The organism is Sphingomonas sp. NIC1 (genome assembly GCF_001638925.1).
Taxonomy (GTDB): Bacteria; Pseudomonadota; Alphaproteobacteria; order Sphingomonadales; family Sphingomonadaceae; genus Sphingomonas; species Sphingomonas aquatilis.
In genome coordinates this window covers 1,460,166-1,473,698 of record NZ_CP015521.1, presented here as the reverse complement: position 1 = coordinate 1,473,698, position 13,533 = coordinate 1,460,166, and the positions used below count along the sequence as shown (strand labels likewise).

Sequence of the window (13,533 nt, the reverse complement as noted above, 5' to 3'; positions counted from 1 at the left end):
CCTTTTCGACGCCGATCACCCCGCTAACGGGGTCCCTTTTCCACGCCGATCCACACTCAAGGCGTTCAAGAAGTGGCTAGACGAGCAGCCTGCCGAAAAGCTCAACGTGGAGTCCCGCCGCGCCGATAAGATCAGCGTGATCCAATACGTGCTCGATGCCCTGCTGACATCGCGCAAGTGGAAGGGCGAGCTGGCCAACGACCTCGACTTCATCAGCAACCCCTATCCCGGGATGCACCTCAGGAGCGGGCACGTGGACATCCTCGACGACGCGACGCTCGAGAAGCTCTACGTCGTAGCTGCCGACGATTGCGAGAAGTCGATCCTGCGCTGGCGCGACGACGAGGCCACCATCGCTCGCCTCCGGAACGAGGGCGTCGCGGTGCGGGACATCCGAGGCGACCCTCACCGGTGCGCCGCCCACATCCTGAACCGCTACGAACTACCCCTTCCGACTTACGCGCGCCTCCCGCAGCAGGATGCCTACGCCGAGGAGATACCGACCGAACTCTACCGGTCGATGCAGGAGCTGCTCTATCCCGACTTCGACGAGCTGCTTCCGTTCGTCCTCCTCATCACGCTGATGTTCGCGTTCAACCCCGGCGTCGTGCTGCACATGACGCACAGCGACTACGATGACGACGACACGCTGTTCGGCCGGGAGCGCATCCGGCTCAAGCCGTTCAAGCCCCGGGCGAACAAGAACCAGATCTCCATCGTGCTGGCAACCGACGACCTCGACAACCCAAGGACCATCCTGCGCCACCTCGAATCACGGACCGCCTACCTCCGCCCGAACCTGAGGAAGGAGTTCGCCGACCGCGTCTTCATCCGCTTCAGTCCGGGCAACCGCAGGATCAGCCCGGTGCAACTGACCGACGACGGCGTCCGCAAGTCGATCGAGCGCTTCTGCAAGAAGCACGAACTCGACATCTTCCAGCTCCAGCAAATCCGGCCGACAACCCTCGACCTCGTCCACGAGGTATCGGGCGGCAACCTCCTCTCGATGACGCAGGTGGCCAACCACGTCCATGCAGCCACCACGCTCGGGCACTACGCACGCACCGCGTTCCACCGCCGCAACGAGGAGATGCTCGCCAATGGGATGCAGCAGCTCGATCGGAAATACCTGAGCGATGGCCGGATCGACGTCGCGAGCCGGCACCGGCTGCGGTCGGACCTCGGCTCGGCGACCCCCGGGTTCGCCTGCCTCGACCCCTACGCCAGCCCCTTCGACAAGCCCCGTCCGCAGGACGGCGGTACATCTGGACCGCGTGCGCGCGGACGGCTCTGCCAAGCCTACGGCAAGTGCCCGATGTGCCCGCTGGCCATGATCGACCCGACGTCGCCAGAGACCTACGCCTACCTCTACAAGTTGCGCGAGGCGATCGAGGAGGCGCGCGGACGCCTCGGCGCACCCTGGATTTCCCGATGGCAGATCGTCAGCGAGAAGCTGACGCTTTGGGCGCGCCTGTTCAGGGACAAGGACGTCATCCGGAAGGGCGTCGAGCTCGCGACCTTCACCATTCCCGACCTACCCAAGCTGGATTGAGCACATGGACAATGAATCGTTCCCCCTCGTCGACATGGACGAGATGCCGACGCTTGCCGAGATCCTCGCCAAGCCGGTCCGCGTCACGCAGGCGAGCCTCTTCGTCGACGACACCTGGTATCTCGACGGTTCGACGCCGGGGTACCGCGACACCAAGTTCGCGATCCGCTGGACCGTCGACGCCGACCCCAAGCTCATCAACGGGCTGAAGTATCTCGCCGCGCTGCTGTTCCTGCGCCGGGATGGCCGGAAGATCTACGCACACGGCACCGCAGGCACGTTCAGCGCAGGCGCACGGCATCTGCTCCGCTTCATGACCTCCCATGTATACACTAGCTTCGACCAGCTCGACGACAACGCCGTCGACCTCTTCACCCGCAACCTGCACGTCACGCTCTCAGATCCGGCGTTCGCGGAGGACGACGAGCTCGACGACGGGATGCTCGATGCATCGGAAGACCGGCCGTCAGGACATGCACTGGCCCCGATCGCCCGCGTCACGCCCCGCCGGACGCAGAAGCCCAAGCCCCAGCCGTCGCCGGACGAATTCACCTACGCCGCCGCCTACAACCGGCTCCGCATGCTCCAGCTGCTGTGGGACCACCGCGCCGACCTGAGGGCGGCTGGCATCGTGGTCATGGCCAGCGACCCGTTCAAGGGCGGCTCGGCCGCGCCGGCGGCAAAGTCCGCCTCCGCCACCGCTTGGGACCTCATCCCCCCGCTTCCCGACGAGGTCGCGAACGCGATCATGTCGGACGCCCTGCGGCTGATCTACGAGCCCGCCGACGACGTCATCGAACTCCAGCGCCGCTTCCTGGCGCACAAGCTCAGGATTTCGCGGGCATCGCCGCCGCACGAACGGCGTCGCATGGCCAAGGAGCTCGAGGCGTTCGAGTTCAGCGAGGTCGACGGCAAGCCGTGGCGGGCGCGGATCGAGCTCGATGCCGACGGCATCGGCGGTCCGAAGACCGTGAACGCCCTCGTCGACCTGATCCGCGACGCGTGCCTCACGACGATCTTCTCTGGCACCGGATGCCGGATCAGCGAGGTCCTCAGCCTCTAGTGCGACACGCCGCCGCACGAGCTGCCGCTGTTCGCGACGCGCCAGAAAGAGGACGCCCTGCCGGCATGCATCTCGACGGCTCCTTCGAAGAGCCGCCTGCACCAGCTGTTCTACATGCACGCGAAGCTCTCGAAGGGTCAGGAGACGCCGAAGGACGAAAAGTGGCTGATCGGCTCTCGGCCGATGGATCTCAAGGCGGGGGAACCACTCATCGTGCGGGCCATCCGCGTGCTCGAGCGCCTCTACGCGCCCTGGCGTCCGCTGATCGCGGACGAGGCCGAGCGGCGCCGCCTGGTCCTCAACTTCCGCTCCGGCGGGCTGCCGCAGTCAGGTGCCGGCATCGTGGCGGCCGACGCATGGCGGACCGCGCTGTCGCTCCGCGAGTTCTACGCCCGTCCCGAGATCGGGCTCGCGAAGCTGGAGCCTCTGGTCGAGAAGAACCGGAGGCTGGCGCCATACGTGCGGAAGCAGGGCCGGTGCATTCGGCCGCACCAATGGCGCAAGACTTTCGCGCTCTACATGATGCGTCTCGACGAGCGGATGCTCCCGGCCATCTCCCGGCACTTCAAGCACCTGTCGCTCGCGGTCACCGAGGGTGCCTACATGCCGCAGGACCCGTCGATGATCGCCGCCGGCGAAAGCGTGCAGATGCGCGAGACGCACCGCGCCCTCTACGAGATGCGTCGCGGCGACGGCGGACGGTCCGGCAAGCTCGACAGGATCGTTGACGGGTTCCGATCCGATCTCGACAAGCTGATCGGCGACCTGCCGCTCGAGGAGAGTTACGAGGAGGTGAAGCACGCGCTGTTGTCGCGCGACCTGCGCATCTTCCATTCCGAGCACGGCCGATGCCTCATCGCCGCCAACCCCGACCGGGCGCGGTGCCACGACGCCGGCGGCACCTCCAGCTGGCGGCGCCTGCAGCCGAACGAAGCAACGCGCACGCCAGCCCTGTGCGCGGGCTGCGACAACTTCTCGATCTCGACCGAGCACGGCGACTTCTGGATGCGCCGCTACCTGGAGAACAAGTCGGTCTGGCTGCTGGCGAAGGGAAGCGCCGACTTCGAGATCGTCCGCCGCAGGGCGGAGCAGGCGCACGCCGTCCTGCAGGCCCTGGGGGCGACACCGCCCGAGGTCACCCACGGGGTCGCGGCGGTCTACCTCAATGCGAACAAGACGCCTGGCGCCGCCGCGCAAGCGATCAACTGACGAGGGGAACACCATGTACCACCACCTGCTGGAACAGGCCATGCTCGACCATCCGCTCGGCGCCGGATCTGCGACCTACCGCAAGTTCATCGACGCCACGGTCGCGCTCTTGAGGAACGATCCCACCCATCCGGACCTGATCGCGGTCATCGAGGAGAGGCAATCCGGCGGCGAGGAGAACGCGTCGATCCCCGTCAACCTCGTGAACGTCGTCCTGGAATCGCGCTGCGACCGCAAGGGGCTCATCGGCAAGAACCCACGCTATCCCAAGCTCTCAGCGTTCATCCGGGGCATCAAGTCCACGCACGGCGTCAACCAGACGACGACTGCGCTCATCGACCGGCTGCAAGCCGAGACGCGGGAATGGAAACAGCGCGAGCGCGTGCTGCGCTCGAGGCTCGCCGAGAAGGCGCTCGAACTAGCAGACACCCGGCGCGACCTCGTCGATGCCCGCGAAAAGGCGGCACGCGCGGTCGCGTCCATGCACTAGGCGTCGAACAGCGCCGGTGCGGCGATGCGGCGCCAGCCGAGCGCGGCGAGTTCCCCAGCCACCGCCTCATCGACCGTGCCGCGCATCGTCCGGTGGCCGATGGTCGGCACCGGGCGACCTGCGCCGATCGCGCGGACGAGCGCCACAGCGGCCGCCTGCCCGCCATACCAGGTCGACGCCGTCGCGAGGTGGATCCACCGGTGCTCCCCGACCGCGCTGGCGAGCAGGCCGGCGAATGCGCCGCCCTCGACCAAGCCCTCGATCCGCTCCGAGCGGATCAGGTCGGCACCCAGATCGGGCCGCGGCGCCGGGTGCAGTCCCATGTCCTCGAGCGTGACGCTGAGGCGATCGCCGGCGTCGGCGCCCTGCAGGATGCCGGCCTCCTCGAGACGCGCCCGCCACCGGTAACCCTTGTCGGGGCCCGTCGCCACACGCAACGCGTCGCGCGCGTGGAGCAGGGCACCGAGTGCGCCCTCCGTTTAGGTCGCCGCGACCGGAGCGGGCCCCTCGCGCAACGCGCGCCAGACCTCCGCGACGGTATCCACAGCGGCGTCGAGTGCCGCAGCCGGCTCAAGGGGAGCACCGTCCGGAGCGCTCAAAGGGGTGTCCGTCACCACCGGTCCTCCGGCCACTGGACGGAGAAGGGAGCGAGCGGCATCCGAAAGCTGAGCACGGGGAGGTCCTCGGTCGGATCGGTGACCACGTTCCGGACACGCATGTCCCGGCCGTGGAAAACGGGGTGGTCGACGAGGTCGCACAGACGGCGCCCGGGCATCGCCAGCACCAGCGTCTCGGGCAGCGGTTCGGGGAAGCGCAGCATGCCCATCGCGCCCACCCCGGTCAGCAGGCAGGGGCCGAGGCCGACGGAGAAGTCGAGGGTGCCGACGCCGGGCCGGATGCCGAACCGTCCGCGGTGGTCGTCGGCCCCACGCACGATGATGCCAGGATCGGCGAACGCGCGGCGGAAGCGGCGGGCCCCGCGGTCCGCGTCAACGCCCAGCATCATGCGACGCGCCTGCCACTGCCGCATCACGGGATTGGTGGGATAGTAGACGGGCCGCCAGGGCCAATCGCGCGGCGGCCTCATCAACGCGACGGCCGCAAGGAGATCGACGCCCTGCGTCAACGCCAGCTGCGCCAGGATCGGCGACACGCTCACGACAGTCGAACGGAGGTGGTCGCCGAAGAGCCGCTGGCGGTCGCGCTCCGTGCGGGCGAGGAAGTCGGCGATCGCCAACGCCACGGCCGGCTCGGACACGACCGGGACCGAGGACTGCGGCTTGGTGCGCCGGCTCACGCCGCCACCCCCATCGCGTTGATGAGCCACCGGACCCACTCGGGCGAGCGCATCATCACGTCGATCGGCGTCCTGCCGCTCATGCTGCGGTTGGGCGCGCGCAGCCATGCGCGGAGCCGCTCCATGTCGTGGTCGAACACGGAAGCCACGATCGGCTCCAGCACCACGAGCAGACGCATCCTCCGCTCCGCGAGCGGCGTGCCGTAGCTCGCGACCTCGCCGATCGGTCCGCACCCGCCCTCGCCGAGCAGAGCCGAGCACTCGTCGCCCCGCAGACCCCAGCGGACGACCATCTCGTCCCAGCTGGCGATGACGGCTGCGAGGGGAGCCGTCTCCCAGGCGAACGGCGCACTCACGAGGCGAAGCCCATTTCGACGATACGCCGGAAGCCGCGCAGGTCGGCGAGCGTTCCCGACATCGCGTCGAGCGGCGTGAGCCAGCCGAGATCGGGCGTCGGGGTGCGGAGCCAGTCGTGGAGCAGGCATTCCGCGAGGCGAATCCGGTAACCGACCTCGATCATGATGCGCATGCGCGTCTCGGTATCGCGGGGTCGAATTCAACGCATGGGACGAGCAGGACGACGACACGTCGGGGCGTGAGGACGACATCCTTGCGAACTTCGTCGGTTTTCTCCGCAGCTGCGATGTCGCGGCGTTCGCTGCGAGCGTCTCGGCCGCCTCGCGCGGTTATGCGGCGTCGACCGTCTGGAGCCGAATCCTCGGGATTGCCGGCGAGCGGGCCCCAGAGGTCGGCCATCTGGTCTGGCCCGCATTTGGCAGGCCCGACCTTTTGGAAAACACCGACACCCTACGCGACGCCGTGCGCTTCGTCGCGGGAGCTTGGCCAACACTTCCGCCAGAGGAGAAACAGCGCTTCGAAGAGATGATCCTCGACGAGGCCCGTCATGACGATGAACGGAGCAGGAGACGGTGGCGACGGATCGTCGGTCGGATCCTCGACGCGCTGCCCGAGGAGACGCTCGTCATGGAGGCGACGCGCGATGTTCGGCGCCAGATGGAGGCTAATGGCGAATTGGAGGAAAACCGCCCGATCCGCAGTTCCACCATCTCCTGGGGCGGGCATGAGGACTGGGAGATGGAGCAGCTCCGCCGCGACGGCGTGGACATGGACGGCGGTCCGAACCGGACGGTCCTGGACGCCTCCAACGCCCTGAACGCGGCATACAAGGCAACATCAAGTGCCAGCAAGGCGGCAGAACTCGCCGTTCTGTGGTCGAAAACGTTGGCGGTGCTGGCGTTGGTCGACGCAAACCCCGATTTGCACGGCGACGTCGATCGATCAGCTTGGGGCCACGTCGCCAACGTCGCTGAACGCCTCGCTTCCAGCCCCAACTTCCATCCCGGCAACGATGGCCTGCCAGATCTGGACAGCCTTTTTGCAGTCCTTCGGAGACTGTCGTCCAGCCCATATCCCCTATCGCGCGAGGACAGCGAATGAGCATCAGCTGGGGAAACCTCTCGGTCAGGGTCTACGCCGCTGAGGCCTGGGTGAACCTCGCGCCACGATTCGCCGCGGCGAGGCCCGAGATCGTCGATGAGATTGAGCGAGCGCTGGACGACGAGGAGCCAGCCGTGCGGCTGCAGGCCGCAGGCAACCTCCAGGTCATCTGCGAGGCGGCGCCTGATCGCATGTGGGAACTAGGCGCCCGGATCGCCGCGCGCGAGCGGAACGACGAGGTTCTGGTCGCATACCTCAGCAGATCGCTCCGTCGCTTCAGCCACGGCGAGACCGAACGCTGCGAGTCGATCCTCCAGATAGCGAAGGGGCGTCTGGGCGACTTCGAGGATCGAGAAGGGGCACGGGATCGCCTGCAGGAATGCCTCGGCAGCTGGGCAGCGCAACTACAGGCAGGGCAAGGCAGGACCCTCGCCCGTGAGTGGCTGGAGGAGTGGTCGGCCGACCCCGCGCGTTTCCAGTACGCGTTGAACGCCTACTCGTCGTGCCTCCGCGGAACCTTCTTCAGCCGATACGGCGCCGAACCGGAGAAGGAGGCGGAGGCGATGTGCGACCGCGCGCAGGAGGGACTGACCATGATCCTTACCCCGGCTCTGGGGATATCCGCCGCCTCGCATGCCGTTCTGCATTCCGACGTCTCCGACGAGGACAAGAGAGCGGCGGGGAAACGCTACTCCGCCGCGGAGCACGTCATTCATCACGCCATGAACCAGTTGTACTTCGGCGCGGGCGCGCGGGCGGACGATGCCGAGGGCGGACCCGGGCTGAACAACGTCAAGGTGAAGGCCCGCTTCCTCACCGACTACGCGGAAATCCTGGCACTGCTCAGTCAATCGCGGGAGCCGGCGACTCTCCACCACCTGATTGAACTCTACGAGCACCTGATCCCGGGTGATCCGATCGCTGTGTTCACGGCCTTCCATGCCATCCTCACCGGCATCGGCGCGGAGGAGGGATACCAGTTCGAAAGCCTGGGCAGCACGGCGGTGGTGAAAATCGTGAAGCGGTACATAGCCGACCACCGAGGCATCTTCGACGATCAGGTCCGACGTTCCAAACTGGTCGAGATCCTTCAGCTATTCTCGGAAGTTGGCTGGACCGAAGCGTTGCGGCTTCTCTACGATCTGCCAGACCTTCTGCGCTGATCAGCGGTCAGTTGCGGCGCCCGAACGCGCATTCGTCGCACTGGTTCGCGGCATTGCAGTAGCAGACCTTCCGGGTGCCGTCGGGATAATCCGTCACCGAACAGGGGCCGACAAAGCCGGGCCGACACTGGTTGATCACGGCGTCGAACCGCACAGCCTCCGCCGCGTCCTGCTCCCGGATCATCTTCTGCACAGTGTCGGGCAGGTCCTCGAAGCGCTGGAACCCCGCACGGATGGCGTCGTCAAACGTCGTCGGTGCTGATCGCTCGTCCGTCATGGGCTGTTCCTACAGCGGTGGTCGGGTCTGGAGGGCGTTCGCGACCGCTTGCCCGACGAGATTGGCGAAGTGCTGGTCGTCGAAGTCCTTCCTGGGAACCTTGTTTCCCTTGTCGTCGGTGACGACCTTGCCCATCGTGATGGTCAGCTCGTCGGTCTTGATCTGCGAGGCGGCGAACAGGTTTCCGCTCTGGTTGGCCGAAAGCTCCACCAGCTTCCAGGCGGGCGTCAGGTTGCCGCCGGTCGTCACGATGAACTTCACCTGGTAGGTGAAGGTCGTGTACGGTGACTCGCCGTCCTTGCGCAGCAGCGCGTCCGGCTGGAACGACATGTCCAGGCCCTTCATCAGGAAGTCGTCGATCTTGAGGTCGCTCGCCAGATAAGGGCCCGTGTTCGGCTTGCACTTCGTCGGGTCGAGGGTGAGCTTCTTCAAATCCTCGAACGAATAGTAGAAGCCGATCGTCTCGGTGCGCGTGGCATCGGCCGACCACGAGAAACCGAGCCCCAGGCTCCGGTTCTGCCCGGTGGTCACGTTGCCGTTCTTCGTGAAGACCGTGACCGCGTTCTCCAGCGGCGTCGTCGCCGACAGGCTCGGCGAGAAATTGTTCTTGTTGTTGACCGACAGCACCAGGCTGACCTTGGCGCCCCACTGACCAAGCCAAGCGGCTCGCCGCTCGGGCGGCACATTGACGGCGTTGTCCTGATCGAACTTCTCGGCCTTCGCCACCGCATTGGCCAGCTGGCACTGGATGTGAAAGATCAGATGCTGCTGGCTCAGCCACTGCTCAGGCGCGGTCTGCGAGTTGCTCCGAAAGTCGGGCGTCATTGTCGCGCAGCCGCCAAGGCCGGCGCCGAGGACCGCAAGCAGCCCGATCCACATGAACCGACGATCCATCGATCCCCCCTCATCATCAGCGGAGCCTCACCGGCCCCCGCCGCCCCATCGACTTTCTCTCGCGGCTCGACACATGCCGCAAGTCCGGTGTCGCACCGATCGCGCGACCAGGCATGATTCGCGGAAATACCGAATGTCGCCCAACAAGAAATTCGGTCGCGTCAGCTCGAACGACAATCGAACATGTTCGGCGATGATTGGGTACATCGCTCGGCGCCTTGGCGAAACGCCCGTCACATCGCCCCGTCATCAAGCGATCGGATGAAGCGACCAAGCGATCATTCGCGCGCGCTCGTCGCGACGTGAATATACACGTCGCTCGATCGGCTGTGGTAACCGCGCTCCATGGCAACACCCTCCGCGAAACGCAGCCCAGGCGACAAGCTGGGCAACTGGATACTCGACGAACTCATCGGCGGCGGTGGCAACGGCTATGTCTGGCGGGTGAGCCCGCGCGGGGGTGGCGAGGCCATGGCGTTGAAGGTGCTCAAGCGCACCAGCGACACAATCTTCAGTCGTTTCATCGCCGAGATCACGGCGCTCAAGATGGCGAAGGCCATCGACGGGGTGGTGCCGCTGATCGACGAGGACCTGCCCGTCGTCTCGACATCCCGGCCCCGATGGTACGTGATGCCGATCGCGGGCAGGTTCGATGACTTCATCGCGGGCATGGAGGCGACCGGCGTGGTCGATGCCTTCGTCCCGCTCGCCCGCACACTCGCCGAACTGCACCGCCTTGAGATCCACCACCGCGACATCAAGCCGGCGAACATCCTGTCGCTGAAGGGGCGTCTGTGCTTTTCCGACTTCGGCCTCGTCCGATACCCCAAGAAGGAGGATCTGACGCCGGCAAGGAAGGAACTCGGCCCGAAGCTGCTGATGGCCCCCGAGATGCGGCGCGACGCGCACACGGCGGACGGCGCGCCGGCCGACACGTTCTCCTTCGCGAAGTCGCTGTGGATCGGCCTGACCGGCCGTCACGACGGATTCGACGGGCAGTATGCGGCGGGTGGCGACCTGGACATCCGCCGGTGCCACCCGGACATCCTGTCGACGCCGCTGGACGAGCTGCTCACCGAGTGCACCGACAACGATCCTAGCCACCGGCCGACGATGGAGCAGGTCGCGGTCCGGCTCGCCGAATGGGTCGCGACGATGCGCGACTTCGACAAGCGCAACCTGACCGAGTGGCTCACGATCCAGAACCGCATGTTTCCCTTCGGCGCCCCCCGCCGATGCCGATGGACCGGCCCCGAGGAGATCTGCGCCGTCTTGCGGCTCGCGGCTGACACGAACGGCCTCAACCACATGATGCTGCCCGGCGGCGGCGGTCAGGCCCTTGCCGGCGCGCGGCTCGCCGACACCCCCGGCCATATCATCCTGGACATCGGATGGCGCGTGGAAATGAAGCCGGCGTCTCTGTCGTTCGAGTCCTTTGGGCCAGGCTCAACCTGGAACTATTTCTGGCTGGAGGCCGACAGCATCGCGCCGACGGGCACGCACGGCGCCTACGTGTCGTCGGACGGGCTGCAGGAGATGCTCTGCGAGATCGAGCCCGGCCGATACGTCGCCTACAGCGCCTGGGACAACGGCGAGTACCATGGCGAGCCGCTGCCGAAGGGCGCCCGTCCGCTGGAGCGTGCGCTGAAGGGCTCATTCCTGCTTGTCGCCACGCGCTCCGAATACAACCTGACTCCGGCGACCTACGACGCGCGGCACCAGAAGTTGGGCGAGGACGAATTCCGCAGATACATCGAACGCCACGCCACGAGATGACCGGACCTTCCGCCCGCCGGCACCGGGAAACGGCTCGGCTCGACGTGGCGACGCCTCGTCCCACCGCAGGCGGCTACGAGCGCCAACTGCTTCGGATGATTGCCCGGCGCTTGCCGGCCCCATCGCCGGCAGGCCGGTTCAACGGCTAAGTCATTGAAAAATGGTGCTGCCGGTGAGGATTGAACTCACGACCTCAGCCTTACCAAGGATGCGCTCTACCACTGAGCTACGGCAGCACTCGTTTTTCCGCCGGCGTTCGCCGCGGGAAGGGCGCCTAGAGACGACCGGGGGCGGATTGTCAAGCGTTACCGGACGGGGCTAGGGTCCGGGCATGGCAAATAGCGACGAACGGGCCGCCCGGCTGGCCGCGCAGCTGCGCGCGAACCTGCATCGGCGCAAGGCGCAGGCGCGCGCGGTGGCGGCGGGAACGGATCGCGGCACCACGCCCGCGCCGGCGCCGCCACCGACCGACGGATCGACCGATTAACCGCCGATCGGCGCGCATTTGGCGTTGAGCCACGCGCGCTCCGCAATGTCGAGCTCGGGACCGATCCGTGCCGCCACGTCCGCGTGATAGGCGTCCAGCCAGTCGCGCTCGTCGCGGGTCAGCAGCGCCGGATCGATCAGCGTCCGCTCGATCGGCGCGAAGGTGAGCGTTTCGAAGCGCAGCATCGTCCGCTCGCGGTCGCCGCCAGGGATGGCGGCGGGGACGATCAGCAGCAGGTTCTCGATCCGGATGCCGTATTCGCCGGCCTTGTAATAGCCCGGCTCGTTCGACAGCATCATGCCCGCGCGCAGCGGCTCCAGGCTCGCGCCGCCGGGATAATTGGGCGCCGCGATCCGCTGCGGTCCTTCATGCACCGACAGATAGCTGCCGATGCCGTGGCCGGTGCCGTGCGCGAAATCGAGCCCCGCCTCCCACAGTGGCCGGCGGGCGAAGGCGTCGATCTGCGCGCCGCTGGTGCCGTCGGGGAAGACCGCGGTGGCGATGGCGATATGGCCCTTCAGCACGCGGGTGAAGCGGTCGCGCATCTCCGCGTTCGGCGGCCCGACCGGCACGACGCGGGTCACATCGGTGGTGCCATCCGCATATTGCCCGCCCGAATCGATCAGGAACAGCTGGCCCGGCAGGATCGGGGCGTTCGATTCCTCGGTAACGTGGTAATGCGGGCTGGCGCCATGCGCGCCGGTGGCCGAGATCGTGTCGAACGACGTGTCGAGCAGGCAGCCGGTCTGTTCGCGGAAGGCGAGCAGCTGCGCCGCGGCGGAGAGTTCGGTCTGGCCGCCCTTGGGCGCCTCCGCCTCGATCCAGCGCAGGAAGCGGCTGAGCGCGGCGCCGTCGCGGATGCTGGCGGCGCGATGGCCGGCGATCTCGGCGGGGTTCTTCAGCGCCTTGGCGAGGACGACAGGGTCGCGCAGCGCCAGCACCTTGGCGCCGCCTTCGGTCAGCGCGTCGAACACCGCGGCGACGGCGCGTTCGGGATCGGCGGCGACGCGCTGGCCCGCATAGCCGCGGAGCGCGGGCGCGAAGGCGTCGCGATCATGGATGCGCACCGCATTGCCCAGATGCTGGCGCACCGCGTCGTCGACTTTTTCGGGCGCGACGAACAGGTCGGTGGTGCCGTCGCTGCCGACGATCGCATAGGAGAGCGCGACCGGCGTGTGCGCGACATCGGTGCCGCGCACGTTGAGCGCCCAGGCGATCGAATCGAGCGCGGTCAGCACCACCGCATCGGCGCGCTGCGCGCCCAGCCAGTCGGCGATCGCGGCGCGCTTGGCGGCGGAGGACTGGCCCGCATGCGTATCGGCGTGGACGGTCATCCGGGCAGGCGAGGGGGCGGGGCGGTCGGTCCACACCCCGTCGATCGGATTGCTCTCCACCGGCACCAGCGTGACACCGCGGTCGGCGAGCGCGGCGGCGGTGTCCTTCGCCCAGGCGCTGGTGTGCAGCCACGGGTCGTAGCCGATGCGGCTCCCCTCGCTGGCGTTGGCGGCGAGCCAGCCGGCGATGCTCTCCTGCGGCACCGGCACATAGGCCCAGTCGTCCGCCGACACCTGCTCACGCACCTGCAGCGTATAGCGGCCGTCGGTGAAGATCGCGGCCTTCTCCGCCAGTACGACGGCGCTGCCCGCCGATCCGCCGAAGCCGGTCAGCCAGCCCAGCCGCTGCGCATAGGCGCCGACATATTCGCTCATATGCTCGTCGGTCAGCGGCACGACGAAGCCGTCGAGGCCGCGGGTGGCGAGCTCTGCGCGGAGGGCGGCGAGGTTGGCATGAGGGGTCATCGAAGGGGTCCGTCAAAAGTCACAAAAGTCACGCCCAGGCATGTGTTTTCGCTCTAGCATCGGGAGCG

15 protein-coding genes and 1 tRNA gene are annotated in these 13,533 nt (G+C 67.2%); 8 read left to right on the top strand and 8 right to left on the bottom strand.

Features of this window, described 5'->3' with window-relative positions; translation table 11 throughout:
• Window positions 1-136 precede the first annotated feature (136 nt).
• From A7E77_RS07085 to A7E77_RS07070, 4 genes are all read left to right on the top strand, one after another.
• Window positions 137-1,552: a hypothetical protein gene (locus A7E77_RS07085; protein ID WP_151895463.1), complete on the top strand. Its 1,416-nt coding sequence runs from the start codon at window positions 137-139 to the stop codon at window positions 1,550-1,552.
• 4 nt (window positions 1,553-1,556) lie between these two features.
• The gene (locus A7E77_RS07080) at window positions 1,557-2,615 is read left to right on the top strand and encodes a hypothetical protein (RefSeq protein ID WP_063686892.1); all 1,059 of its coding nucleotides are present in this window, start codon (window positions 1,557-1,559) and stop codon (window positions 2,613-2,615) included.
• A gap of 114 nt (window positions 2,616-2,729) precedes the next feature.
• The gene (locus A7E77_RS07075; RefSeq protein WP_063686890.1) at window positions 2,730-3,824 is read left to right on the top strand and encodes a hypothetical protein; all 1,095 of its coding nucleotides are present in this window, start codon (window positions 2,730-2,732) and stop codon (window positions 3,822-3,824) included.
• Window positions 3,825-3,837: 13 nt separating this feature from the next.
• The gene (locus A7E77_RS07070; RefSeq protein ID WP_063686888.1) at window positions 3,838-4,314 is read left to right on the top strand and encodes a hypothetical protein; all 477 of its coding nucleotides are present in this window, start codon (window positions 3,838-3,840) and stop codon (window positions 4,312-4,314) included.
• Here the strand turns inward: A7E77_RS07070 and A7E77_RS07065 are convergent.
• From A7E77_RS07065 to A7E77_RS17910, 4 genes are all read right to left on the bottom strand, one after another.
• Window positions 4,311-4,745 (bottom strand): hypothetical protein, encoded by a 435-nt coding sequence (locus tag A7E77_RS07065; RefSeq protein ID WP_063686887.1) that lies wholly within the window; start codon window positions 4,743-4,745, stop codon window positions 4,311-4,313. The two genes, A7E77_RS07070 and A7E77_RS07065, sit on opposite strands and share 4 nt — an antisense overlap.
• A 179-nt stretch (window positions 4,746-4,924) precedes the next feature.
• Window positions 4,925-5,611 carry a hypothetical protein gene (locus tag A7E77_RS07060; RefSeq protein ID WP_063686885.1) on the bottom strand — a complete coding sequence of 229 codons (687 nt, stop codon included), beginning with the start codon at window positions 5,609-5,611 and terminating at the stop codon, window positions 4,925-4,927.
• Complete coding sequence (locus A7E77_RS17320; protein ID WP_063686883.1) at window positions 5,608-5,967, bottom strand: MbcA/ParS/Xre antitoxin family protein; 360 nt, start codon at window positions 5,965-5,967, stop codon at window positions 5,608-5,610. The genes A7E77_RS07060 and A7E77_RS17320 overlap by 4 nt, the downstream gene beginning before the upstream one ends.
• Window positions 5,964-6,140 (bottom strand): antitoxin Xre/MbcA/ParS toxin-binding domain-containing protein, encoded by a 177-nt coding sequence (locus A7E77_RS17910; RefSeq protein ID WP_192930027.1) that lies wholly within the window; start codon window positions 6,138-6,140, stop codon window positions 5,964-5,966. The genes A7E77_RS17320 and A7E77_RS17910 overlap by 4 nt, the downstream gene beginning before the upstream one ends.
• A 260-nt stretch (window positions 6,141-6,400) precedes the next feature.
• Here A7E77_RS17910 and A7E77_RS07050 point away from each other — a divergent pair, with 260 nt between their 5' ends.
• Window positions 6,401-7,069, top strand: coding sequence for a hypothetical protein (locus A7E77_RS07050; protein WP_063686881.1), 669 nt, complete (start codon window positions 6,401-6,403; stop codon window positions 7,067-7,069).
• The gene (locus A7E77_RS07045; RefSeq protein WP_063686879.1) at window positions 7,066-8,232 is read left to right on the top strand and encodes a hypothetical protein; all 1,167 of its coding nucleotides are present in this window, start codon (window positions 7,066-7,068) and stop codon (window positions 8,230-8,232) included. The genes A7E77_RS07050 and A7E77_RS07045 overlap by 4 nt, the downstream gene beginning before the upstream one ends.
• Window positions 8,233-8,239: 7 nt before the next feature.
• On the opposite strand, the gene A7E77_RS07040 is transcribed toward A7E77_RS07045, so the two are convergent.
• Window positions 8,240-8,509, bottom strand: coding sequence for a hypothetical protein (locus A7E77_RS07040; protein WP_063686877.1), 270 nt, complete (start codon window positions 8,507-8,509; stop codon window positions 8,240-8,242).
• 9 nt (window positions 8,510-8,518) lie between these two features.
• Window positions 8,519-9,388 (bottom strand): hypothetical protein, encoded by an 870-nt coding sequence (locus tag A7E77_RS07035; protein WP_151895461.1) that lies wholly within the window; start codon window positions 9,386-9,388, stop codon window positions 8,519-8,521.
• Between the two features lie 360 nt (window positions 9,389-9,748).
• Between A7E77_RS07035 and A7E77_RS07030 the strand changes: the two genes are divergently transcribed.
• Entirely contained in the window at window positions 9,749-11,179 is a 1,431-nt protein-coding gene (locus tag A7E77_RS07030; RefSeq protein WP_063686873.1) for a protein kinase domain-containing protein, read from the top strand.
• A 161-nt stretch (window positions 11,180-11,340) separates the two neighbouring features.
• On the opposite strand, the gene A7E77_RS07025 is transcribed toward A7E77_RS07030, so the two are convergent.
• Window positions 11,341-11,415, bottom strand: a tRNA-Thr gene (locus A7E77_RS07025).
• 95 nt (window positions 11,416-11,510) lie between these two features.
• Between A7E77_RS07025 and A7E77_RS17905 the strand changes: the two genes are divergently transcribed.
• A complete protein-coding gene (locus A7E77_RS17905) occupies window positions 11,511-11,666 on the top strand; it encodes a hypothetical protein (protein WP_192930026.1) in 156 nt (51 codons plus the stop codon).
• Here A7E77_RS17905 and A7E77_RS07020 read toward each other — a convergent pair.
• Entirely contained in the window at window positions 11,663-13,465 is a 1,803-nt protein-coding gene (locus A7E77_RS07020; protein WP_063686871.1) for an aminopeptidase P family protein, read from the bottom strand. The two genes, A7E77_RS17905 and A7E77_RS07020, sit on opposite strands and share 4 nt — an antisense overlap.
• Between the last annotated feature and the right edge of the window lie 68 nt (window positions 13,466-13,533).